General features: G+C 70.4%; 18 protein-coding genes and 1 pseudogene. 12 read left to right on the top strand and 7 right to left on the bottom strand.

What is annotated here, in order from left to right; genetic code table 11:
- Window positions 1–104: 104 nt before the first annotated feature.
- From ACFVJQ_RS08710 to ACFVJQ_RS08685, 6 genes are all read left to right on the top strand, one after another.
- A complete protein-coding gene (locus ACFVJQ_RS08710) occupies window positions 105–2225 on the top strand; it encodes an MMPL family transporter (RefSeq protein WP_385782017.1) in 2121 nt (706 codons plus the stop codon).
- Window positions 2226–2465: 240 nt separating this feature from the next.
- Window positions 2466–3440, top strand: a complete 975-nt coding sequence (locus tag ACFVJQ_RS08705) for an alpha/beta hydrolase (protein ID WP_385782014.1) — start codon at window positions 2466–2468, stop codon at window positions 3438–3440.
- A gap of 91 nt (window positions 3441–3531) precedes the next feature.
- Window positions 3532–4521, top strand: coding sequence for a helix-turn-helix domain-containing protein (locus tag ACFVJQ_RS08700; protein ID WP_385782011.1), 990 nt, complete (start codon window positions 3532–3534; stop codon window positions 4519–4521).
- 200 nt (window positions 4522–4721) lie between these two features.
- The gene (locus ACFVJQ_RS08695) at window positions 4722–7088 is read left to right on the top strand and encodes a molybdopterin cofactor-binding domain-containing protein (protein WP_385782008.1); all 2367 of its coding nucleotides are present in this window, start codon (window positions 4722–4724) and stop codon (window positions 7086–7088) included.
- 12 nt (window positions 7089–7100) lie between these two features.
- A complete protein-coding gene (locus ACFVJQ_RS08690) occupies window positions 7101–7580 on the top strand; it encodes a (2Fe-2S)-binding protein (protein ID WP_385782005.1) in 480 nt (159 codons plus the stop codon).
- A 125-nt stretch (window positions 7581–7705) separates the two neighbouring features.
- On the top strand, window positions 7706–9280 hold the full coding sequence (locus tag ACFVJQ_RS08685; protein WP_385782002.1) for an SMI1/KNR4 family protein: 1575 nt from the start codon (window positions 7706–7708) through the stop codon (window positions 9278–9280).
- Between the two features lie 36 nt (window positions 9281–9316).
- Here ACFVJQ_RS08685 and ACFVJQ_RS08680 read toward each other — a convergent pair whose 3' ends face one another.
- Window positions 9317–10423 carry an NAD(P)/FAD-dependent oxidoreductase gene (locus tag ACFVJQ_RS08680; RefSeq protein ID WP_385781999.1) on the bottom strand — a complete coding sequence of 369 codons (1107 nt, stop codon included), beginning with the start codon at window positions 10421–10423 and terminating at the stop codon, window positions 9317–9319.
- Window positions 10424–10723: 300 nt separating this feature from the next.
- On the opposite strand from ACFVJQ_RS08680, the gene ACFVJQ_RS08675 reads away from it, so the two are divergent.
- The gene (locus tag ACFVJQ_RS08675) at window positions 10724–11449 is read left to right on the top strand and encodes a polysaccharide deacetylase family protein (protein ID WP_385781996.1); all 726 of its coding nucleotides are present in this window, start codon (window positions 10724–10726) and stop codon (window positions 11447–11449) included.
- Window positions 11450–11538: 89 nt separating this feature from the next.
- Here the strand turns inward: ACFVJQ_RS08675 and ACFVJQ_RS08670 are convergent, their stop codons facing one another.
- The 6 genes and pseudogenes from ACFVJQ_RS08670 to ACFVJQ_RS08645 all read right to left on the bottom strand — a co-directional run bounded on the left by ACFVJQ_RS08670 (window position 11539) and on the right by ACFVJQ_RS08645 (window position 15843).
- Complete coding sequence (locus tag ACFVJQ_RS08670) at window positions 11539–12342, bottom strand: alpha/beta fold hydrolase (protein WP_385781994.1); 804 nt, start codon at window positions 12340–12342, stop codon at window positions 11539–11541.
- An 80-nt stretch (window positions 12343–12422) separates the two neighbouring features.
- A pseudogene (locus tag ACFVJQ_RS08665) lies at window positions 12423–12551 on the bottom strand (CoA-transferase); the annotation flags it as partial.
- Complete coding sequence (gene catC / locus ACFVJQ_RS08660; RefSeq protein WP_385781991.1) at window positions 12548–12844, bottom strand: muconolactone Delta-isomerase; 297 nt, start codon at window positions 12842–12844, stop codon at window positions 12548–12550. The pseudogene ACFVJQ_RS08665 and the gene catC, both read right to left, overlap by 4 nt.
- Window positions 12845–12884: 40 nt before the next feature.
- Entirely contained in the window at window positions 12885–13751 is an 867-nt protein-coding gene (gene catA, locus ACFVJQ_RS08655; RefSeq protein WP_385781987.1) for a catechol 1,2-dioxygenase, read from the bottom strand.
- A 92-nt stretch (window positions 13752–13843) separates the two neighbouring features.
- Complete coding sequence (locus ACFVJQ_RS08650) at window positions 13844–14947, bottom strand: mandelate racemase/muconate lactonizing enzyme family protein (protein ID WP_385781984.1); 1104 nt, start codon at window positions 14945–14947, stop codon at window positions 13844–13846.
- On the bottom strand, window positions 14944–15843 hold the full coding sequence (locus tag ACFVJQ_RS08645; protein WP_385781981.1) for a LysR substrate-binding domain-containing protein: 900 nt from the start codon (window positions 15841–15843) through the stop codon (window positions 14944–14946). Before ACFVJQ_RS08645 ends, ACFVJQ_RS08650 begins: the two co-directional genes overlap by 4 nt.
- Before the next feature lie 251 nt (window positions 15844–16094).
- On the opposite strand from ACFVJQ_RS08645, the gene benA reads away from it, so the two are divergent.
- The 5 genes from benA (at window position 16095) to ACFVJQ_RS08620 (ending at window position 22745) form a co-directional block, all read left to right on the top strand.
- Window positions 16095–17447, top strand: coding sequence for a benzoate 1,2-dioxygenase large subunit (benA, locus tag ACFVJQ_RS08640; protein WP_385781978.1), 1353 nt, complete (start codon window positions 16095–16097; stop codon window positions 17445–17447).
- Window positions 17444–17965, top strand: coding sequence for a benzoate 1,2-dioxygenase small subunit (gene benB / locus ACFVJQ_RS08635; RefSeq protein ID WP_385781975.1), 522 nt, complete (start codon window positions 17444–17446; stop codon window positions 17963–17965). The genes benA and benB overlap by 4 nt, the downstream gene beginning before the upstream one ends.
- Window positions 17966–17998: 33 nt before the next feature.
- Window positions 17999–19030 carry a benzoate 1,2-dioxygenase electron transfer component BenC gene (gene benC / locus ACFVJQ_RS08630; protein WP_385781973.1) on the top strand — a complete coding sequence of 344 codons (1032 nt, stop codon included), beginning with the start codon at window positions 17999–18001 and terminating at the stop codon, window positions 19028–19030.
- Entirely contained in the window at window positions 19027–19800 is a 774-nt protein-coding gene (locus ACFVJQ_RS08625) for a 1,6-dihydroxycyclohexa-2,4-diene-1-carboxylate dehydrogenase (protein WP_385781970.1), read from the top strand. Before benC ends, ACFVJQ_RS08625 begins: the two co-directional genes overlap by 4 nt.
- 116 nt (window positions 19801–19916) lie before the next feature.
- Window positions 19917–22745, top strand: coding sequence for an AAA family ATPase (locus ACFVJQ_RS08620; RefSeq protein WP_385781967.1), 2829 nt, complete (start codon window positions 19917–19919; stop codon window positions 22743–22745).
- Window positions 22746–22748 lie beyond the last annotated feature (3 nt).

The following is a 22748-nucleotide window of genomic DNA, read 5'->3' as shown; positions in this document are numbered from 1 at the left end:
ACGGCAGGTCGTCACACCTCATGCGCCGTGGTGCCGATCCCGTGCGCCCTGCGCCGGTCGCCGCACTGGCTACCGGCGGCGCGCTCCCACGAAGGAGACTACTCATGCGTGCGCTGCTCCAGCGCGTCACCCGTGCGCCCGGCGGGCGGCACGGCAAATGGCTCGTCCTTGTGGCCTGGCTGATCGTGGCCGTCGCGCTCGGCCCGCTGGCCGGAAAGCTCGGCGACGTCGAGGACACGAGCGCCAACGCGTTCCTGCCGCGCGGCGCCGAGTCCGCGCGGGTCAACACCGAGTTGGAGAAGTTCCGTACGGACACGGTGATGCCCGCGGTCGTCGTCTACACCGGCGAGGGCGCGGAGGCGAAGGCGGCCGCCGACCGGACGGCCTTCGCGCAGTTCGCCCCTGCTGGGGAGGAAGTCTCGCGACCCCTTCCGTCCGATGACGGCGAGGCCCTGATGACCGTCGTCCCGCTGGACACCGAGGACGACCTCACCGGCAGGGTCGACGAACTGCGCGAGATCGCGGGAGCCAATGCCCCGCCCGGTGTGGACATCGAGGTCGGCGGGCCCGCCGGCTCCCTCACCGACCAGGTCGCGGTCTTCGACGGCCTCGACTCGACCCTGCTGCTCGCCACCGCCCTGGTCGTCGCAGTACTGCTCCTGATCACCTACCGCAGCCCCGTGTTGTGGCTCCTCCCCCTGCTCGCCGTCGGCTTCGCGGCCGTCCTCACCCAGGTCACCACCTACCTGCTGGCCAAGCACGCCGGGCTTCCGGTGGACCCGCAGAGCGCGGGCGTGCTGATGGTGCTCGTCTTCGGTGTCGGCACCGACTACGCGCTGCTGCTCATCGCCCGCTACCGCGAGGAGCTGCACCGCCACGCCGACCGGCACGAGGCGATGCGCATCGCGCTCGGCCGCTCCGGCCCGGCGATCCTCGCCTCGGCCGGCACCATCGCGGTCGGACTGGCCTGCCTCGCCTTCGCCGACATCAACTCCTCGCGCTCGCTGGGACTGGTCGGCGCGATCGGCGTCGTCTGCGGCTTCCTGGCGATGGTCACGGTGCTGCCGGCGCTGCTCGTCATCACGGGCCGCTGGGTGTTCTGGCCGTTCGTCCCGCGCCACGGCACACCCGCCCACAAGGAGCGCACCGTCTGGTCCCGCATCGGCACGGCCGTGGCCCGGCGCCCCCGCTGGTCGTGGATGATGTCCGTCGCCGCCACCGGCGTCCTCGCTCTCAGCGCGGCCGGCATCGGCATGGGGCTGACGCAGGCCGAGATGTTCCAGGACAAGCCCGAGTCGGTCGTCGCCCAGGAGAGGATCTCGGCGCACTATCCGTCGGGCGCCTCGGACCCCGCGAAGATCGTCACCCGCACCGGCCAGGCAGCCGAGGTCCGGGCCGCCGCGGCCACGGTCGACGGTGTGGCCCGCGTCGAGAAGGCCGCCGACCGCACTCCGGACGGCGAACTCACCACACTCTCCGTGGTGTTGGCGGACGCCCCGGACAGTCAGGCCGCCAAGGACACGATCGACGAGCTCCGCGACGCCGTGCACGAGGTCAGTGGCTCGGGCGCCCTCGTCGGCGGCACCACCGCACAGACCCTCGACACCCAGCGGGCCGCCGACCGCGACCTGACCACGGTCATCCCGATCGTGCTCCTGGTCGTCCTCGGCGTCCTGATCTGGCTGCTGCGGGCCCTCGTCGCCCCGCTACTGCTGTTGGCCACCGTGGTGTTGTCGTACTTCGCCGCCCTCGGTGCCTCGAACCTGATCTTCGAGCACGTCCTGGGCTTCGCCGGCGTCGACTGGTCGATCCCGCTCATGGGCTTCGTCTTCCTGGTCGCCCTCGGCATCGACTACAACATCTTCCTCATGCATCGCGTGAAGGAGGAGGCCGCCCGCCTCGGCCACTCCCGCGGCGTCCTGGAGGGCCTGACCAGCACCGGCGGCGTCATCACCTCCGCCGGCATCGTCCTCGCCGCCACCTTCGCGGTCTTCGCCGGCCTGCCGCTGGTGACCATGGCCCAAATGGGCGTGCTCGTCGGCATCGGCGTCCTCCTGGACACCTTCCTGGTCCGCACGGTCCTGGTCCCCGCTCTCGCCCTGGACCTGGGCCGCTGGTTCTGGTGGCCGGGCAGGCTCTTCCACCGCGTGGCCGAGCGCGGTCGAGATGCCGCGGGCGGCCCCGCCTCACCCTCCGCGCGGGACCATGCGCACGAGCCTGCCTGACGCGAGACGGACACACAGGACCACGCGGCCAGGCCGATCGTTGTCGCTGACACAAAGGCCGTAGGTCGGGTGGCGTGGTGGTCGGCCGCGAGCGGCGACGCGCGGACGGTGCGGCGGACCTGGACCCGCGGCCACCCGCCAGGTGGCGGGCACCTTCCGCCGTACGGCGGCGTCGCAGGCTCGCCCGGCGCGTCGACCATGGTCGTACGAACCACCGTTTCCCGGCCCAAGGAGACAGACATGACCCGGGTCCCGCCCCCGTTCGACCCTGAGCTGGCCGCAGCCCTGGAGTTGGTCAAGGAGATGATGCCGTCCCAGTTCACCCTGGACGCCATCCAGGCACAGCGGGAGGGGCCGTCCGTGCAGATGCTGGCCGAGGTGGACCTGACGTCGGGCGGGGCGTTCGAGGCGGAGGACCGGCTGGTGCCCGGGCCCGAGGGTGCGCCCGAGGTGTCCCTGCTGGTATGCCGCCCGATCACCCCCGCCACGTCCGGTCCGCTGCCCGTGATCTACCACATTCACGGTGGCGGCATGGTGCTGGGCGACAACCGGATGGGCGTCGACGTGCCGCTGGCCTGGGCCGAGGATCTGGACGCGGTCCTGGTGTCCGTCGAGTACCGGCTGGCACCGGAGCACCCGTACCCGGCCGCGGTGGACGATGTGCTGGCCGGTCTGCTGTGGACCGCCGAGCACGCCGAGGAGCTCGGCGGCGACCCGGAGCGGATCGTCATCGCGGGGGCCAGCGCGGGCGGCGGCCTGACCGCTGCGCTCGCCCTGTTGCTCCGGGACCGCAAGGGCCCGCAGCCGATCGCCCAGGTCCTGATGTGCCCGATGCTCGACGACCGCAACGACACCCCGTCCGCCCACCAGATGGCGGGCCTCGGCGTGTGGGACCGCACCGCCAACGAGACCGGCTGGACGGCCCTGCTGGGCGACCTCCGCGGCGGCCCCGACGTGCCCCCGTACGCCGCGCCCGCCCGGGCCGAGGACCTCTCCGGGCTCCCCCCGGCCTTCCTCGACGTCGGCTCCGCGGAGACCTTCCGCGACGAGGTCGTCACCTACGCATCCCGCATCTGGCAGGCCGGCGGAGTCGCCGAACTCCACGTCTGGCCCGGCGGATTCCACGGTTTCGACGGCTTCGCGCCCCAGGCGGCGCTCTCCCAGGCGGCCCGGGCGGCACAGCTTCAGTGGCTGCGCAGGATTCTCGGCCGGTGAGGGAAGGGTACGCGGGCCATATGCGGCGTGAGCTGCGCGACAACGCTCCGCAGGGTCCTTCACCACCCGCCTCATGGCGCACCATGGGTGTATGAAAGAGCTGGCCGGGCGCCTGACCGCGCTGGACCCGGATGCCGGGGCCGCCGTGCAGGTCATCGCCTATTTCGACCGACTGGCCGAGTCACGTGCCGGTCTGGAAGCGCTGGTGCGCGGGGCCGCCGTACTGGCCGGGGTGCCCGCACGGCTCGTGGAAACCGGGACGCGGGTACACATCCGCGTCGAGGCCGACGGAACGCGCCGGGACACGGATCTCCCGCCGGATCCCGGCTGGCCGTCGACGGCCCTGGCGCCGGGCGGCGCTCCCGCCCTGTGGCTGGAGCGGCCCGAGGCGGCACCCAGCGTGGTCGACGCGGTGATTTTGGAGCGGGCTGCAGGGGCCCTGCGACAGGTCCTCGACCGCACGCGGGGCCGGATTCCGCTCGACGATCCCGCCCTCTTGGAGACCGTCGTCGACGCCACCGCGCCGGAGGCGGCGCGCCTGCACGCGGCCCGCCGGCTGAGCCTCGACCTCACCGCCAGGTACCGCGCGCTCGCCACCCCCGGCGGCCGGCCCCGGATCCTCCCCGTGCACCCGGACGCCGCACTGCCCGCCGGCCGACTCGGCGTCGGACCCGCCCTCCCCGTACTGGACCTGCCCCGTTCCTGGGCCGCCGCCCGCATCGCCCTGCGCCTCACCGCCGAGGGCACGGCGCAGGACCCCGGCTCACGCGTCGTCCACGCGGACGGCCTCGGCGACATTGCGCTGCTCGCCGGCCTGGTCGCACCGGGCGCCGAGGTACCGCCGGACGTACGCATCCTCGAGTCCGCGGCGGCGCACGCCCCCTGGGTGCTGGCCACCCTGCACGCCGTCGCCTCGACGACAAGCCTGCGGGCGGCGGCCGCCGAGATCAACGTCCACCACTCCACGCTCCAGGACCGGTTGACCCACGCCGAGACCCTGCTCGGCTGGCCGGTGCGCACCCCGGAGGGCCGGTTCCGGCTCCAACTGGCCCTGAGAATGCGCCTCTTGGCTCGGCCGTAAGGATCACGCGGGGTGAATCCCGTGATCCCGGCAGCAAACGCGAAGCCAGCGGTAGGCCTGACCCTCGGTGAGGGATTCGTGCCGCACGGGTGAAGCATACGACAAACCCGCTCCCGCGGCCGGTCGAAGTGCGCCATGGTGCCTGCGAGTTGCAGGGATCAGCCACCAGAGACCCACAGGACGCGTCGAAGGGGCAGCCGATGGAAGCGTGGGACGATGCGCGGCGGGGCGAGGAGGCCGCGGTCCGGCGCGGCACCGGGCGGCGCAGATTCCTCGGATACGTACTGGCGGCACCGACCCTGACCGTCGCCGCCCAGTTCGGCGGGGCGGCGCTCGCTCCCCGGCAGGCCTCCGCGCAGGCCGCGGCACAGGCCCCGTCCGTGGTCCCGTCTCTGCCCGGCCCGTCCGAGATCTACGACCTCAACGACATGCTCACGCATGCCACGCTGCCCACGGCGAACCTCATCACCATCCGGATCGACGCCGACGGCACGGCCTCCTTCGCACTGCCCCGGGCCGAGGTGGGACAGGGCATCACCACCTCCAGCGCGATGCTGATCGCCGAGGAACTCGACCTACCGCTCGACAAGGTACGGGTCACGCTCGCCGATGCCCGGCCCGAGCTGCTCTTCAACCAGCTCACCGGGGGCTCCAACACCACCATCTCCACCTTCACCCCGATCCGCGTCGCCGCCGCCGTCGCCCGGGGCCGGCTGCTGCGCGCCGCCGCCCTCGAACTCGGCGAGGTGGTCGGCTCACTCACCGCCCGCGCCGGAGCCGTCGTCTCCACGACCGGGCGCAGCCTCACCTACGGCGAGCTGGCCGCGAAGGCGGCCGCCCTCAGCGACACCACGGTCGAGGTGACCCTCAAGGACCGGTCCCGGTTCACCGTCATCGGAACCCCGCAGCGGCGGATCGACGCCCTTGAGGCGGTCACCGGCCGCAAGAAGTTCGCCATGGACGTGCAGGTGCCCGACGCGCTGCCCACCATGGTGTGCCGGCCCCCGACCATCAACGGCACCGTCCGCTCGGTCGCGAACCTCGACGCGGTGCGCACCATGCCCGGGATCACCGACGTCGTACGGATCTCCACCGGCGTCGCCGTCCGCGGCCGTACCTTCGGCCAGTGCATCGACGCCGTCCGCGCCCTGAAGGTCACCTGGGGACCCGGCACTGCCGACGGCGCATCCGACGAGACCGTCCTGCGCAAGCTGAAGGCCGCCGAACCGCCCCTCGTCGTATCACCGTTGCCGCTCCTCACCAAGGCCGTCGACGCCCGCTTCACCTTCCACTTCGCCAGCAACAGTGCCCTGGAGACCAACTGCGCCATCGCCGACGTACGCGCCGACTCGGCCGAGATCTGGGCCGGCCTCAAGTCGCCGATCGTCGCCCAGGAGCAGATTGCCCACCGGCTCGGTCTGCCGAGCGGCGCCGTCAGGGTCCATGTCACCGAGGGCGGCGGCTCGTTCGGACGCAAGTTGTTCTACGACGCCGCCAGTGAGGCCGCCGAGATCTCGAAGGCCATGGGAAAGCCCGTGAAGCTGATGTGGCACCGGGCCGACGACTTCCGTCAGGGGCGCACGCACCCCATGTCGACCTCGCGGGTCCGGGCCACCTACACGCCCGGCGAGGTCCTCACCTACGCGCAGCGCCACACCTCGGTCGCCACCGACTTCGGGCACGGAATCGGCGAGATCATCACTGCCCAGGCCGCCGAACTGCCGGTCGCCGATCTCACCTTCTCCGAGACGCTCTTCCAGCTCACGCAGCAGAGCCCCTACCACTTCGGGGCCACCACCATGCTGCTCAACGAGACCGACACGGGCTACAACACCGGCGCGATGCGGAACATCTACTCGCCCAACGTGCGCTGCGCTCAGGAACTGGTCGTCGACGAGCTCGCGAGGCGGATGGGCGACCAGGACCCGTATGCATTCCGCCGCCGGTTGCTCAAGGACGAACGGGCCAGGGCAGTCCTCGACAAGGTCGCGGAGCTCGGCAGGTGGGGCCGGACCATGCCCGCCGACACCGCCCAGGGCATCGCGGTCCATCCCGAGTACCACTCCTTCGTCGCCGTGCTCGCCGAGATCGACTGCCGGCCCGAGACCACCGGGCGGAAGATCCCCGACGCGTACACCGGACCCCGGGTCACCAAGGTCGTCTGCGCCGTCGACGTCGGACTGGCCGTCAACCCACTCGGCCTGGAAGCCCAGATGATGGGCGGGATCATCGACGGCATCGCCCTCACCCTCACCTCCGGACTCCACCTCCACAACGGGCACTTCCTGGAGGGGAGCTGGGACAACTACTTCTACACCCGGCAGTGGAACACCCCGCCCGAGCTGGAGATCGTCGTCATGCCGCCGACCACCGGCCGACCGGGTGGTGCGGGGGAGCTGGCTGTCGCGGGCGCGATGGCCGCCGTCGCCTGCGCCTATGGACGCGCCACCGGCACCATGCCGACGACCTTCCCCGTCAACCACGCCGAACCGCTCGGCTTCGAGCCGCCGCCCACCACCCCGCCGATCCCCGCCTCGCCGACCGACGGCCTCGACCGCGCCTTCTAGACAGGAGTCCCTGTGCCGCAGCACACCTTCATCCTCAACGGCAGGGCCGTCACGGCGGAGGTCGAGGACGACGTCCGGCTGCTGTGGGTGCTCCGAGACGTCCTCGATGTCACCGGACCGAAGTACGGCTGCGGGGTCGGCGTCTGCCGGGCCTGCACCAGCCACATCAACGGCAGGGCGTTCACCCCCTGCACCGTCCCGGTCAGGGACATCGCGCCCACCGACGAGATCACCACCATCGAAGGCCTCCCCGCCACCGTCGGCAGGGACCTGCACCCCCTGCAGGAGGCCTGGCTCGACCTTGACGTCGCCCAGTGCGGCTACTGCCAGCCCGGTCAGATCATGACGGCGGTCGCGCAGGTGCGCCGGGCGCGGGAGGAGGGACGGGAGATCGACGAGGCCGACCTGGACGAGATCCGCAACATATGCCGCTGCGGCACCTACAACCGCATCCGCGAGGCGATCGTCGCGGGGGCCCGGCGCATGCCGTGACACAGTCCCGAAGGTCGTTCTCACGCCTTGTCGTTGTCGATGTCCGACGCGTTCAGGGACACCGGTCTCGATGTCAGTGGTGGCTGCCATGATGCCCGGCACCATCGACAGCACGGGAGCACGACATGGTGGAGCAGGCGGTACGACCGATAGTCGAGGCGATCGTCGCCAAGGCCCCGAACGGCTGGACGCACGCGGTCCTGCACGGGCGGGCGGGGCGGGGCGGTTCGGGAGTGACCGGCGGCTACGGCCGGCACGAGGAGAACTGGAACACAGGCCTGCCCAACCTCCACGAGGAACTCATGGCACTGGCCGGGAGACTGCGCGAAAACCGCGGCTGGGAGCCCGTCAGCCTGGAGGTTCAGTGCCGGCCGTCAGGCGAGTATCGGCTCGTCGCCTTCAACGGCGCCATCACCAGGGTGACCGGGATGAGCAGCGGCTTCCAGGTGGTCCTGGACCCCGACTACCGGTTGCCCCAGCCCGGCCGGCATCAGGAGCCCGGCACCGGCGCACCGGCGGGCGACCCCGAACTGGCCGTGGCCCGCTTCCGCGCCTACCTCGAGCGGCGCGCCGCGATCCTGGGACACTCCGAGGAACTGCCCCCGCCCGCCACCGCCGCCGCGATCGAGGAGGCCGAACGCCGCCTGGGCCGCCGCCTGCCTCCCGACCTGCGCGCGCTCTACCTGATCGCCGACGGCGACGACACCGGCCACCAGGACCGCTACCTGTTCCCGGGCAACGTCTGGCTGTCGCTGAAGAGCATGGTCGCTGAGCACACCGAGTGGGGCGCGGGCGAACGGCCCTGGTACGGCTGGGACCTGGAATGGGAGGCCGTCGTCTTCGACACCACCCCCACCGAGACCGTCCGCCGCTGTGGCGGCCACCCCGGCTGGCTGCGCTTCGGCAGCAGCGTGGACGGCAACTACCTGGCCGTGGACACGGCTCCGGCCCTCAACGGCCGCCCCGGCCAGATCATCCGGACCGGCCGCGACTACGACGAGGGACCCACCTACGTCGCCGACTCGATCACGTCACTCCTGGGCCACTGCCTGAAACTCCTGGACCAGGGCGCTTACGAGAAGGACGACGACGACATCCACTTGCTCGAACCCGACCACGATCCCGCCCCGCAGCAGCTCATCGGCGGCGATGTCCCCGACGAGGTCCCGCCCACCCTCCAGGCGATCCACATCAACAACGTCACCGGCCTCGTCGACCTCGCCCCGCTCACCGCCGCCCCCAACCTTCGCCGCCTGCACCTCAACCGCTCCACCGCCGCCGACCTGTCACCCGTGCGCGAACTTCCCGTCGAATCCCTGCGTGTCACCCTCACCACAGGCGATCTGGCTCCCCTCGAAGCCCACCCCCACCTCACCTCCCTCGACCTGACCACCACCGGCCCGGCCGACATCATCCCCCTGCGCACCGTCCCCCACCTGCGGGGCCTCGACCTCTCGGGAGCCGACGTCCCCGACCTGCCCGTCCTGGCCGACCTTCCGGACCTCCGCTATCTCTCCCTCACCGCCCGCCAGTGGACCACCCTCCTGAATGAAGCCAAAGTGCCACCCACCCTCACCGCCGCCCACCTGGCCGAGGCGAACGCCACCCTCGACGACGCCCTGGCCTGGGCAGCCCGTCTCGGCCTCGACACCGACAACGCCCTGCGTCTCTCCGGCACCCTGAAGACCGTCGACGGGTGAAAGGCGCCGCCGGATCGAGCCGACAGCAGGCTGTCCTCAGTTCGCGGTGTAACCGAGCTGGCGCCTGATGTACGGGGTCATGAGCGTCTTCGCCTTGGCCAGGACGGAGGTACGGCTACCGAGCACCGCGGTCTCGCCGCCCGGTACGGGCAGCACCGTCAGTCCGTCGGCCGAGCCGAACGGCACGATGATCGGGCTGCGCCGGACCGGCTGGTACATGCGGGGCTGCTTGCGGTGCCTGCCGGAACTGTTCAGGTAGGTGCGGATGTTGTGGGCGGCGAGGTCCGCCTGGGCGAGCGCGGTGGGGGTGATCTTGAACTCGCCGGCGTCGTTGACGTCGCCGACCGCGAACACGTCCGCCTTTCCCTCGACCCGGAGCATCCGGTCGACCTTCACCTGCCCGGCCGCGTTGAGCCAGTCGCCGTGCCCGGCCAGGCGCAGCCAGAGCGTGTTGGGGGTGGTGCCCGTCGCCCAGAAGGAGAGGTCGGCCTCGACGATGTTGCCGTCGGCGTCGCGGTAGGTGCCGAAGTCATTACCGGGCGACATGAAGGAGTCGAGCCGTACCTGAACGTCGTGGGACTCCAGCCAGTCGCGGGCCTTGCGCCCGGCCCGCGCACTGCCCGTGGCATCGAGCAGGGCCGGCCCGGAATGGGCGAGCGTGACCCGGGCGTCCGGCCGGGCCAGCCGGATCTCGGCGCTGAGCTCGACGCCGGACGGCCCGCCGCCGACGACGAGGACGTGATCGGCGGCGGCGATGTTCCGCTGGTGCACCGCGAACGACGTGGCCGCCTCCTCGGCGGTGGTGCCGGTGAAGCGGGCCGGTTCCGGGTAGTCGGCGCCGGTGGCGATCACCAGCACGTCGTACGGCAGCCGCTCGCCCGTGGCCAGCACCACCTGCCGCTCGCCGGTCTCGACGCGGACCGCCTTGCCCACGACCACACGGCCGTGGCTCAGCAGTCGGTCGTACGGAATGAAGGGCGTCACCGACCACTCCGGGCGCACACCGGCGCGCAGGGAGGCGATGCGGTGGAAGAAGATCTCCTTGCGGTCCACCAGCGTGACCCGTGCCGTCCCGTCCAGCCGTTTCGCCAGCCGGACGCCCGCATAGCCGCCGCCGATCACCACTACGTCGCCGTCATACACACCGAGTCTCCTGTGCCTGGTGGGGGGAGCGAGTGCCGCGGTGCGGGTGCTCCGTCGGCCACTCGCCTGCCGGCGAGCGTAACGCTTGAAGAATAAAGTTTCGGCGAGGCTCTGTGGGCGTTCTGTGAAGCGACGAGGATCACGAACCCGCAGCTTGGGCTCGCTGTTGCTCTTTTGCAGCCCGGCAGGAGGGCTACCGCTCGTCCCTTGATCAGACCGGTGCGCGCCCGCGGTGGCGCGGGCCGAGGGGCTGAGCGACGGACCACCGCAAGCCCACGACGCACGCGGCATACTGGGCTGATGTCGGCGTTCTTCCCTGCAGGCACGGCAGTCGCGGTGAGCCTGTCGTTCGACGACGCCAGGGAAAGCCAGCTGCACGGAGTGCGGATCCTCGACGAACACGGGATCCGGGCGAGTTTCTACGTCCTGCCCTCCGGAATCGCCGCGGCACCCGACCGCTGGTCTTCCGTCGCGTCGGCAGGCCATGAGATCGGCAACCACACCACGACGCATCCATGCAGTGCGAACTACGAGTTCTCGCGCACCAACGCGCTCGAGAACAGAACCTTGGACGAAATCGCCGCTGACATCGACAGGGCTGGCCAGGTGATCGAGGATCTGCTCGGTGTGCGCCCGAAGACGTTCGCCTATCCGTGCGGCCAGTCCTTCATCGGCCGGGGATCGCGACGGCAGAGCTACGTCCCGCTCGTCGCACACCGCTTCATGGCAGGACGTGGCTACGGCGGCGAAACCGGCAACATGCCGGACGTCTGCGATCTGGCGCATCTGGACGCGTACGTCATCGACGGACTCGACGTCGACGCGCTCATGTCCCTTGTGGACAGAGGAACAGCCCGCGGCGAGTGGGTGATCATGGCGGGCCACGACATCGGCGACCGGGCCCCGCAGACCGTGCGCGCCCGCGACCTCCAAGAGTTCTGCCGTCGGCTGGCGCGCGACGACCGCGTGTGGGTGGCACCCGTGGTCGAGGTCGCCGAACAGGTGCTGGCGACTCGCGCGCACTGATCGACCGGGAGGATCGGCCAGGAGTCGAGGCCGGGAACGGCGGCGGCCTGCGCGTCCACCGGGTGAACGACAGGGTTACCCGCGTGCACTCACAAGCGAACAGACCTGGTGTGGGCCGTTGAGAGGTGGGCGCTCAGCGCCGTCTCCACGGCCCGGGGCTCCTCGACTGCGAGATGGCCGGCGGCCACTGTCCTCAGGGTGGCTCCGGGGATGCCGTCCGCGAGTTCCCTCGCGTGGTGCAGTGGGGTGGCAATGTCGTCGGAGCCGCCGACGACGAGGGTGGGGGCGGTGATCCGGGCCAGCTCCGGCCGCAGGTCGTAGGTGGCGAGGGCATCGCAGCATGCCGCGTAACCAGCCGGATCAGTGGCGGCGAGGTTCTGCAGCAAGGAGCTTCCGAAGCGGGTCTCGGCTGTTCCGGGGTCGGCGAACCAGCGCTCCGGGCTGGTCTCGAGCAGTGTCCTGGTCCCCTTCTGCCGTACGAGGGCGGCGCGTTCCCACCAGGGCTCCGGCGCCCCGAAATGCGCGGAGGAGCAGACCAGTGCGAGCGAGTCGATGCGTGCCGGGTGGCGTACTGCGAGGTGGGCCCCGATGGCACCGCCCAGCGAAATGCCCGCGTAGTGGAACCGGTCCCCGCCCTGGTGCTCGACCAGGGCAAGGACCAGCGACGCGAGGTCCTCGACCGTCGTGCGGCCTGGCGCGGGATCCCTGAGCAGACCGGTCGGCGAGCCTCCGTGACCGGGAAGGTCGAAGCGCAGCACACGGTAGCGGTCGGCGAGGGCGGTGAGATGCGGCTCCCATACGGTCATCGATGTGCCCAGAGACGGGCCGAGGACCATCAACGGCGCGTCGGCCGGGCCGACGACCTGGTGATGCAACACGGGGAAGGAAGTCAACTGCGGCTCCTGGGACGGGTCAGCGTTCGAGGACGAGGGCGATGGCGCCGCCGCGGGGGTTGAGGACGGCGGGGTCGAACTCGGTCGTACAGCGCCTTGATCAGTACGTTCGGCACGCCGCTCAGGCCGAACCCGCCCACGGCGAGCGTGGCGCCGTCGGGCACGTCAGCCGCGGCCCCAGCGGCTGTGGCGACCACCTTGTCCGTCACGCCGCGACCTCCGCGGCCGCCAGGTCGGACGGGTGCTGGGCCAGGGCCGTGACGTCGATCTTCATGTACGGGAAGAGGGGCAGATTCCACAGGATGCGGTGCAGTTCCTCGTTGTCCGCGACGTCGAAGACGCTGATGTTGGCGTACTGTCCGACGCATCGCCAGATGTGGACCCATGTCCCGGACTTCTGCAGTTCCTGGCAGTAGGCCTTCTCCCTGGCCACCACCTCTGCACGGACCTGCTCGTCGAGATCGCGCGGGATCTCGACGTCCATCTTCACTGCGAAAAGCATCCTGTTTCCTCTGCCGGTTCCGTTCCCTCTGCTCGCCGCGTCAGGCCTTGTCGAGGACGAAGTCGTAGGTGACTTCGTGGCCGTTGCCATTCGCCGCCAGCGCGGGGTCAAGGATCAGCTCGGGCTTCACCGCAGAGGCGATGTCGTCCTCGACGTGGCTGCCGCCCCTGAAGTACAGCTGGGCGGTGAGGAGCTGGTGTCCGGGCGCCGACACCTTCAGGTGGAGGTGGGCGGGGCGCCAGGCGTGCCAGCCCGCGGCGGCGATGAGCTTGCCGCAGGATCCGTCGGTGGGAATCTGGTAGGGCGCGGGCTCGATGGTGTGGATCTTGAAGTTGCCCTGCTCGTCGGCGACGACCGTGCCGCGCAGGTTCCACTTGGGCAGGCCGGGGGCGTACTGGGAGTAGTAGCCGTCGTTGTCGGCGTGCCAGATCTCGATGTGGGCGCCATCCAGCGGGGTTCCGTCCACGGCGGTGACCTGCCCCTGGAAGAGCAGCGGGGTGCCCTCCTCGTTCTCGCGCATGGGCAACGTCGCCTCGGCGGGCAGGCGCGGCGAGTCGGGCACGTAGTACGGGCCTTCGATGGTGCCCTTGTTGCCCGCGCGGTTCTCGTTGGCGATCTCCTCGACGACGTGCTCGACCCACACGTCCAGGAAGAGCGGCCACTCGCCGTCCTCACCGACCTGGATCAGCCATGCCTTGAGCGCGTCGTACTCGGCGTAGGTGACCTTGTGGCGGCGGATGATGTCGTGGGCGGCGGCGAGGAGTTCGGAGGCGAGGGTGTCGACGCGGTTGGTGTCGACGTCGGCTGCGGCCTCGCGCTGCTTGCTGCGGAAGCGTTCGGTGGCGGCTGTGCCGGAGGCCGCGGCGGTGGCCTGCTCGGCCGGCGTTTCCGTGATGATGTCGGTCATGTCCCGTTCCTGGTTCTGTTGGTTCTGAGTCCTGTCGGTCGCCCTCTGGCTGAGGAATCCCCGTGCTCTTCGGCACTGGGGGGCAGCGTCCGTCAGCGGTCCTGGCGGTAGCGGGCCAGCTTGTCGGGGTCGATGTCGATGCCGAGTCCGGCGCCCTCGCGGATGCGCAGGATGCCGTCCTCGATGGTGAGCGGCTCGGTGAGGAGGTCGTCGGTCATGTCGAGGAAGTTCGACAGCTCGCCCGCGTGGCGTGCGGCCGAGCGGTGGGCGGCGCCGAACGTGACGGTGCACAAGGTGCCGATCTGGCCGTCGATCTGGTTGCCCATCACCACCTCGACGCCCAGGCCCTCGCACTGGTGCAGCACGCGCTGGGATGCGGTGAAGCCGGTGCGGGCCGTCTTGATGCTGATGGCGGTCGCGGATCCGCCGAGGAGTTCCCGGGTGACCTCCGCGGCCCGGGTGGCGCTCTCGTCGGCGATGAAGGGAATCGGGCTCTGGGCGACCAGCCAGCGCCGTCCCAGTACGTCGTCGGCCGGGCAGAGTTCCTCGGCGAAGGTGAGGCCGAGGTCGGCCATTTCGCGCAGGGCTCGCGCCGATTCGGACGCGGTCCAGCCGCGGTTGCCGTCGATGTACAGCTCCGCGTCCGGGCCCAGGGCCTCGCGCAGTGCCCGGCACGCCTCGACGTCCTCGGTGTAGGGCCGGCGCCCGACCTTCACCTTGAACGTGGTGATGCCGTAGGTGTCCCGGACCCGCTCGGCCTCCGCGACCATGCGGTCGGCGGGGGCGAAGCCCACCATGTGGCTCACCCGCATCCGGTCGGTGTATCCGCCGAGCAGGCCGGACACGGGCACGCCCGCCGCCTTCCCGAGGATGTCCCACAGCGCCATGTCGATGGCGGCCTTGGCGGTGGGGTTGCCGATGGTCCGGTCGAGCCTTGCGTGGATCGCCTCCCTCTCCAGCGGTGACAGACCGAGGATCTGCGGTGTGAAGACCTTGTCGATCACCGCAATGATCGACTCCTGGGTCTCGCCGTAGGTGTAGGGCCGGGGCGGTGCCTCGGCGGTGCCCGTCAGACCCTCGTCGGTGTGCACGGTCACCAGGACGTGTTCGGCGGTGTGCACCTCGCCGCTGGCGAATTTCAGAGGCTTTGCATAGGGAATGGCGAAGGGAACTGCCTCCACCTTGACGATTTTCACGCCGCTCCTTCAAGGAATACATCGTTGTTCTCGAGGACCTTCAGGAGGTTCCTCAGGAGTGGCGACTCGTCGTCCTCGCGCCACGCCAGGTCGAGGCGTACGCAGAACGCGTCCTCGACCGCCTTGCACAGCACCCCCTCGCGTGGTGCGGAGCGGACGGAGTCCGGCAGTACGGCGACGCCGAGCCCCGCGGCGACCAGCGCCAGGGCGGCCGACGTCTCGGTGACCTCGTAGGCGCAGTGCGGGTAGAAGCCGGACGCGAGGCAGCTGCGGACCACGGCGTCGTTCAGGACGGAGCCGAGCGTGGCGCCGTACATGATGAAGTTCTCGTGCCGCAACTGCTCCACGCGTACGGAGTCCGCCTCGCCGAGCCAGTGCTCCTCGGGGACGGTCACGACCAGGGGCTCGTCGGCGATCGTGCGGTGCGCGATCCCCTCCTGCCTGATCGGCGGGCGCAGGAGGCCGACATCGAGACGTCGCTCGATCAGCCCTGTCTCCTGGGCGGGGGTCAGCATCTCCGTGTGCACCTCCAGCATCACACCCGGCATCTCTCGCTTCACCAGCCGGGCCAGCATGGGAAGTTGTCGGTACGAGGCGGCTCCGGTGAGGCCGACCCTCAGGACCCCCTCCACCCCTGACGCGAAGCGCCCGACCCTCGCCACCGCTTCGTCGACGGCCTTGAGGATGCGCTCCACGTCGGTGCGGAACACCTCGCCGGCACCGGTCAGGGCGACCTGCCGGGTGGTGCGGGTGAACAGCTCCACGCCCAGCTCCGTCTCCAGCCGGCGGATCGCCTGGGAGAGCGGGGGCTGCGCCATGTGCAGGCGTTCCGCGGCCCTGCCGAAATGGCGGGTCTCGGCGACGGCCGCGAAATACCGAAGGTGCCTGAGTTCCATCGGGCTGCCCCTTTCCTGTTTTTTGGGGCCCTCGATTGCGCCCCAGCGTAGGGAGCAACTCCCATACACCACAAATACCTGATTCCACGCTATTGAGATGCCAGCGATATCAGTACCCCCCTGGGTCAACCCTGGGGAAATACCTGGGGCCGGGTCGTCACCGCGATGACAAGGTTCTGCAAAGCCGCCGTAACAAGCAGGCAACCGGCCATTGTCCGGCGGGATGCAGACGCGATTGGGAGGGACGGAACATGGCCGACGCCCACAGCCGTGCGCGGACCATCGTCGAGAACGCCCTGGTGGAGGATCCGGAGAACGGTGTGTACCGCGTCCGCCGGAGCATCTTCACCGACGAGGAGCTCTTCGAGCTGGAGATGAAGTACATCTTCGAGGGGAACTGGGTCTATCTCGCCCATGAGAGCCAGATTTCCGGCACAGGTGACTACTTCACGACGTACATCGGCCGGCAGCCGGTCGTCATCTCCCGCGACAAGCAGGGGGAACTTCACTGCCTCATCAACGCGTGCAGCCACCGCGGCGCGATGCTCTGCCGCCGCAAGACGGACAACCGCACCACCTTCACCTGCCCGTTCCACGGCTGGACGTTCAGCAACACCGGCAGGCTCCTGAAGGTGAAGGACCCGCGCGAGGCGGGTTATCCCGAGCAGTTCAACACGAACGGGTCGCACGACCTGAGGAAGGTCGCTCGCTTCGAGAGCTACCGCGGCTTCCTCTTCGGCAGCCTCAACCCGGACGTCAAGCCCCTCATCGAGCACCTCGGCGACGCGGCCAGGGTCATCGACATGATCGTCGACCAGTCCCCCGAGGGCCTGGAGGTGCTGCGCGGCTCGTCGACGTACACCTACGACGGCAACTGGAAGCTGCAGACCGAGAACGGCGCCGACGGCTACCACGTGTCCGCCACCCACTGGAACTACGCGGCGACGCAGGCCCGCCGCACCGCCGGCGAGTCCATGAACGACACCAAGACGATGGACGCCGGCGGCTGGGCCAAGCAGAAGGGCGGCTTCTACTCCTTCGAGCACGGCCATCTGCTGCTGTGGACCAAGTGGCTCGACCCCGCCAACCGCCCCCTCCATGAGAGGCGCGACGAGCTGGTGGCGGAGTTCGGCGAGGACAAGGCCGACTGGATGATCGGGGTCTCGCGCAATCTGTGCCTCTACCCGAACGTCTACCTGATGGACCAGTTCAGCTCACAGATCCGGCATTTCAGGCCCATCTCCGTCGACAAGACCGAGGTCACGATCTACTGCATCGCCCCCAAGGGCGAGTCGCCCGAGGCCCGGGCCCAGCGCATCCGGCAGTACGAGGACTTCTTCAACGCCACCGGCATGGCCACGCCGGACGACCTGGAGGAGTTCCGCTCCTGCCAGAAGACGTACCTGGCGACCGCCGCCCCGTGGAACGACCTCAGCCGCGGCGCCGTGCACCAGATCGACGGCCCTGACGAGGCCGCGCAGCGGATCGGCATCAACCCGATCGCCAGCGGGGTGCGTACGGAGGACGAGGGGCTCTACCCCATTCAGCACGGCTACTGGCTCGACACCATGCGCAACGCCCTGGACCTGGAGGTGGCGAAGTGACCACGGCAACCGACACCACCACGCCCACCGTCACGCTCGACGACGTCCGCCGGTTCCTCTACCGCGAGGCCCGCCACCTCGACGACCGCGAGTTCGAGAAGTGGCTCGAGTGCTACCACCCCGACGTCGAGTTCTGGATGCCCGCCTGGGCGGACGACGACGAGCTCACCACTGATCCACAGCGCGAGATCTCACTGATCTACTACCCGAACCGCGGGGGCCTGGAGGACCGGGTCTTCCGCATCCGCACCGACCGCTCGAGCGCCACGAGCCTGCCCGAGCCGCGCACCGGCCACAACGTCACGAACGTCGAGATCACGGGGCAGGACGACAGCGGGATCGTGGACGTGCGGTTCAACTGGTTCACGCTCTACTACCGCTACCACACCGTCGACACCTACTTCGGCACGTCGTTCTACCGGATCGACTTCTCCGGCCCCGACCCGCTGATCCGCGCCAAGAAGGTGGTCCTGAAGAACGACTACGTGCACCACGTCGTCGACATCTACCACGTCTGAGCCGGCCCCCCACGTCTTGAAATGAGCAACACCATGGCATTCCAGGTCGCCCTGAACTTCGAGGACGGCATCACCCGGTTCATCGAGTGCCGACCGGGAGAGACGATCGCCGACGCCTCGTACAAGGCCCGGATCAACATCCCTCTCGACTGCCGCGACGGCGCCTGCGGCACCTGCAAGTCGCTCTGCGAGTCCGGCCGTTACGACGGCGGTGACTACATCGACGAGGCACTGACCGAGGACGAGGCGGCGCTCGGCTACTGTCTGCCGTGCCAGATGACCCCGCACAGCGATCTCGTGCTGCGCATCCCGTCGACATCGGCCGCCGCCAAGACCGCTGTGGCGTCCCACAGCGCCACCCTGGCGGACATCCAGCGGCACTCCCCCACCACGGTCGGCTTCACCCTCGACGTCGACGACCGCGAGGCACTGGACTTCCTGCCCGGCCAGTACGTCAACATCACCGTGCCGGGCACGGACCAGACCAGGTCGTACTCCTTCAGCTCCGGCCCCAACCAGCACCAGGCCTCCTTCCTGGTGCGCCTGACCGAGGGCGGCGCGATGTCCGGCTACCTCGCGGAGCGGGCCCAGGTCGGCGACCGCCTCGAGTTCACCGGGCCCATGGGCAGCTTCTACCTGCGCGATCTCACCCGCCCGGCACTGCTCCTGGCCGGCGGCACCGGCCTCGCGCCGCTGCTGTCGATGCTGGAACGACTGGCTCAGGCCCCCGTCGAGCAGCCGGTCCATCTCCTCTACGGTGTCACCACCGACCAGGACCTCGTCCATCTCGACACCCTGGAGGACTACACGAAGGTCATCAAGGGATTCACCTTCGACCACTGCGTCGCCGACCCCTCCAGCAGCGCCCGCAACAAGGGCTTCGTGACCGCCCTGATGGACAGCGGCACCCTGCACGACGGCGACGTCGACGTCTACCTGTGCGGGCCGCCCGCCATGGTGGACGCGGTGCGCGGCCACATCGCGTCCCTCGGTGTCACCCCGGCGAGCTTCCACTACGAGAAGTTCACACCGGTCGCCGTACGGGAGGCGGTGGAGGCGGCGTGAGCGTGCACGTGGACCGGTTCGCCGGGAAGAAGGCCGTCGTCACCGGCGCAGCCCAGGGCATCGGCCTCGCTGTCGCCCGCCGCCTGGCGCAGGAGTCCGCTCAGCTCGTGCTGGTGGATCGCTCCGAGATGGTCCGGGAAGCGGCCGACGATCTCAAGGCGCACGCGGTCATCGCCGACCTGGAGACCTACGACGGCGCGCAGTCCGCGATCGCCGAGGCCCAGGACCGGCTCGGCCGGATCGACTGCCTCGTCAACAACGTCGGCGGCACCATCTGGGCCAAGCCCTACGAGCACTACGCACCCGAGGAGATCCAGGCGGAGATCCAGCGCTCCCTCTTCCCCACACTGTGGACCTGCCGGGCCGTGCTGCCCCACCTCATCGAGCAGCGCTCCGGCACCATCGTCAACGTCTCCTCTGTGGCCACCCGCGGCATCAACCGCATCCCGTACGCAGCCGCCAAGGGCGGCATCAACGCCCTCACGGCGTCACTCGCCCTGGAGACCGCCCCGTACGGCATCCGGGTCGTGGCGACCGCTCCCGGCGGCACCGACGCCCCCGCGCGCCGCGTCGCCCGCGGTCCCGCGCCCGGGACCGAGCAGGAGAAGGCCTGGTACCAGCAGATCGTCGACCAGACCGTAGCCTCGTCCCTGCTGAAGCGGTACGGCACGCTGGACGAGCAGGCCGCGGCGATCGTCTTTCTCGCGTCCGACGAGGCGTCCTACATCACCGGCACGGTGCTCCCCGTCGCCGGTGGAGACCTCGGCTGACTCCCGTAAGCACCGTGTCGCCCGCCGCGGACCGGCTTCCCGACGAGCGGGCCGCACGGGCGGCCCCGATCCACTCATCATGATCCGCATCCGAGGCAGTGTTAACGTGCAGGCACATGGATAACCGCCCTGAGCAGCAGCAAAGCCTGATCGGGCGGGTCGGCGAGGTTGCCGCGCTGACCCGCGCGGTCGAGGCCGCCTGCGCGGGTCACTCCGCGACGGTGCTCGTCGAGGGGCCGGCGGGCATCGGTAAGACGGCCCTCGTCGAGCACGTGCTGCGCAGACACCGGGCCGGCGTCGGCAAGGACGCGCCTCGCGTCGTCCGAGTCGCCGGGGTGTCCTGGGAGTCGGCCCTGCCGCTGGGCGTCGCCGAGCAGCTCGTGCGCGCCGGGGGTGGCGACACCGCCCTGCCCGACCCCGCATCGCCGCACGCGGTGCTGGACACCGGCCGCCTGCTCCACCGCCAGTGGGCGGCCCGGCGGGAGCAGGAGCCGCTGGTGGTGCTCGTCGATGACGCCCACTGGGCCGACGTGGAAAGCCTGCGCGCGATCCGGTCCGCGGTGCGCAGGGCGTCGGACGAGCGGGTGCTCGTCATTCTGATCGCACGAGACGAGCCCCGGGACCTGTACGAGGTGCAAGGGTCGCAGGACGTGTACGAGGTGCAAGGGCAGTACGTGGACGTGCCCCTGTCGGTCCTGGCAGCCCTGGAGTTCCTGGACCGCTGCCGGGACGGCGCGGTGCGTCCCGGGCCGCTGACTCCGGCGGAGGTCAGGACCCTGGCCTGCGAATCCGCCGGCCTCACCCTGGACCTGCCAACGGCCCGCCACCTGTGCCACCACACCAGGGGCAATCCCCGGTACGTCACACAGTTGCTCAGCGAACTGCCCCGGGAGACCTGGCACGACTGGCGCCCCATGCTGCCCGCGCCCGCCCGCTACGCATCGGTCGTGCGGCACCGCCTCGCCCGGTGCGGCGACGCCACCCGGGCCCTGGTGGAGGCCTGCTCGGTCCTCGGGAACGACGTCTCCCTCGCCGAGGCCGCCGCACTCGCTGAGCTCGACGATCCTCTGCCCGCGGTGGACGAGGCGCGCGCCGCGGGCCTGCTTGCTGCCACCGTCGATCCGGGCCGCGCACTGCTGGCCTTCACCCACCCTCTGGTGCGGGCCTCCGTCCTCACCGGCATCGATCTGACGCACCGCGCCGATCTGCACCGCCGCGCGGCGACGATCACCGAGGACCGCGGCCGCCGACTGACCCACCAGGTGGCCGCCACCACCTCGGCGAACGACGAGCTCGCCGAGGAGCTCGACCGGCACGCCGTCGAGCGCGCGACCGCCGGGGAGTGGGGCACCGTGGCCGACACCCTGGTCAAGGCCAGCCGTCTGAGCAGCGACCGCCCCGCCCGCCAGAACCGGCTGCTCCGCGCGGTCGACGCCATGATCGGCGCAGGAGACGTACCGCAGGCCGCGGTCTTCGCCCTGGAACTGGAAAGCTTCCCGCCCAGCACCCTGCGCGACGTGGTACTCGGCTATCTGGCCATCATGCGCGGTCGGCCCTCGGAAGCCGAGACGTTCCTGACCCAGGCCTGGGAGCGCTGCGACCCGAAACGCCACCGCGACCTGATGGCGAAGATCTGCCAGCGGCGCGTGCTGCACGCCCTGGGACGCTGGAACGGGCGCGAGCTGGTCTCCTGGGCCCACCGCGCCATGGACCTGGCAGACCCGGACGATCCGTCGGCCATCGAGTCGGAGGCCATCCTCGGCCTGGGCCTGGCGGGGATCGGCCGGCCCGAGGAGGCCGTCGCCGCATACGACACAGCCGCCGCCCAACTGCCCGGCGGCGCCCAGCCGCAGCGCTTCCAGCTCGGACGCGGCTGGGTGGACCTCGCCCTGGACGCCCCGGAGGACGCACGCCGGCGACTCGAGGCCGCCGTTCCCACCGGCTACCGGATGGGCTCCACCCGGATCTCCCTCTGGGCGCAGGGCTGGCTCGCGCGCACCCAGTTCGCACTCGGGGCATGGCAGGAGGCCCTCGAGACGGTACAGCGGGCCACCGTCCGTCTCTCCGAGGCCCGCATCGAGTTCGTCCGCCCGCTCGTGCACTGGACCGGAGCCCAGATCAACGCCCTGCGCGGCGACTGGGAGGCGGCCGACCACCACGTGGGCGAGGCCGCGGCCGGCATCCACCACTACGAGGTCATGCTCGTACCGGCCTGTCTGGCACGCGCACAGGTCGCCGAGGCACGCGGCGACTACGGACGGGTCATCGAGGCACTGTCACCCGTGGTCCAGCTGTCCGAGCGCGAGTCCATCGACGAGCCGGGATTCTGGCCGTGGCCGGACGTGTACGCCAACGCCCTGGTGATGACCGGCAGGCTCGACGAGGCCGATGCCTTCCTCACCCCGTACGAGGAGCTGGCCGCACGCCGCGGCCGACGCTCCGGCATGGCGCGCCTCGGCACGGCCCGCGGCAGGCTCACCGCCGCACGGGGCGACATCGACACCGCCCGCAAGGACTTCGAGCAGGCGCTCGCGCACCTCGAACACCTGCCGCTGCCCTACGACCACGCCCGGGTGAACTTCGTCTACGGCCAGACCCTGCGCCGAGCCGGCAAACGCCGTGAGGCCGACGCCTTCCTCAAGAACGCCCGCGACGCCTACGTCACCCTGGGCGCCCGTACCCACGCGGAGCGGTGCGATCGCGAACTCAAGGCAGGCGGCCTGAACACCACCCGCAACGCTCCCGGCCTGGCACACCTCACGCCGCAGGAGCAAGCCGTCGCCCGGCTCGTCGCCTCCGGAGCCACCAACCAGCAGACGGCACTGGAGCTGTTCATCTCCGTCAAGACGGTCCAGTACCACCTGACGCATGTCTACGCCAAGCTCGGCATCCGCTCCCGCAGCGAACTGGCGGCCCGCTTCAGGGAGATGCAGCCTGTGGACTGACTC

The organism is Streptomyces sp. NPDC127197, from assembly GCF_042672405.1.
GTDB classification, from domain to species: domain Bacteria; phylum Actinomycetota; class Actinomycetes; order Streptomycetales; family Streptomycetaceae; genus Streptomyces; species Streptomyces flavusporus.
The sequence above is the reverse complement of the archived record's forward strand: the minus strand, read 5'-3'. Positions and strand labels throughout refer to the sequence as shown.

Bases quoted from the DNA above. Each gene is read 5' to 3' on its own strand.
- ACFVJQ_RS08710 (WP_385782017.1), top strand. From the start codon at position 105: ATGCGTGCGCTGCTCCAGCGCGTCACCCGTGCGCCCGGCGGGCGGCAC.
- ACFVJQ_RS08705 (WP_385782014.1), top strand. From the start codon at position 2,466: ATGACCCGGGTCCCGCCCCCGTTCGACCCTGAGCTGGCCGCAGCCCTG.
- ACFVJQ_RS08700 (WP_385782011.1), top strand. From the start codon at position 3,532: ATGAAAGAGCTGGCCGGGCGCCTGACCGCGCTGGACCCGGATGCCGGG.
- ACFVJQ_RS08695 (WP_385782008.1), top strand. From the start codon at position 4,722: ATGGAAGCGTGGGACGATGCGCGGCGGGGCGAGGAGGCCGCGGTCCGG.
- ACFVJQ_RS08685 (WP_385782002.1), top strand. From the start codon at position 7,706: ATGGTGGAGCAGGCGGTACGACCGATAGTCGAGGCGATCGTCGCCAAG.
- ACFVJQ_RS08675 (WP_385781996.1), top strand. From the start codon at position 10,724: ATGTCGGCGTTCTTCCCTGCAGGCACGGCAGTCGCGGTGAGCCTGTCG.
- catC (WP_385781991.1), bottom strand. From the start codon at position 12,844: ATGCTTTTCGCAGTGAAGATGGACGTCGAGATCCCGCGCGATCTCGAC.
- catA (WP_385781987.1), bottom strand. From the start codon at position 13,751: ATGACCGACATCATCACGGAAACGCCGGCCGAGCAGGCCACCGCCGCG.
- ACFVJQ_RS08645 (WP_385781981.1), bottom strand. From the start codon at position 15,843: ATGGAACTCAGGCACCTTCGGTATTTCGCGGCCGTCGCCGAGACCCGC.
- benA (WP_385781978.1), top strand. From the start codon at position 16,095: ATGGCCGACGCCCACAGCCGTGCGCGGACCATCGTCGAGAACGCCCTG.
- benC (WP_385781973.1), top strand. From the start codon at position 17,999: ATGGCATTCCAGGTCGCCCTGAACTTCGAGGACGGCATCACCCGGTTC.
- ACFVJQ_RS08620 (WP_385781967.1), top strand. From the start codon at position 19,917: ATGGATAACCGCCCTGAGCAGCAGCAAAGCCTGATCGGGCGGGTCGGC.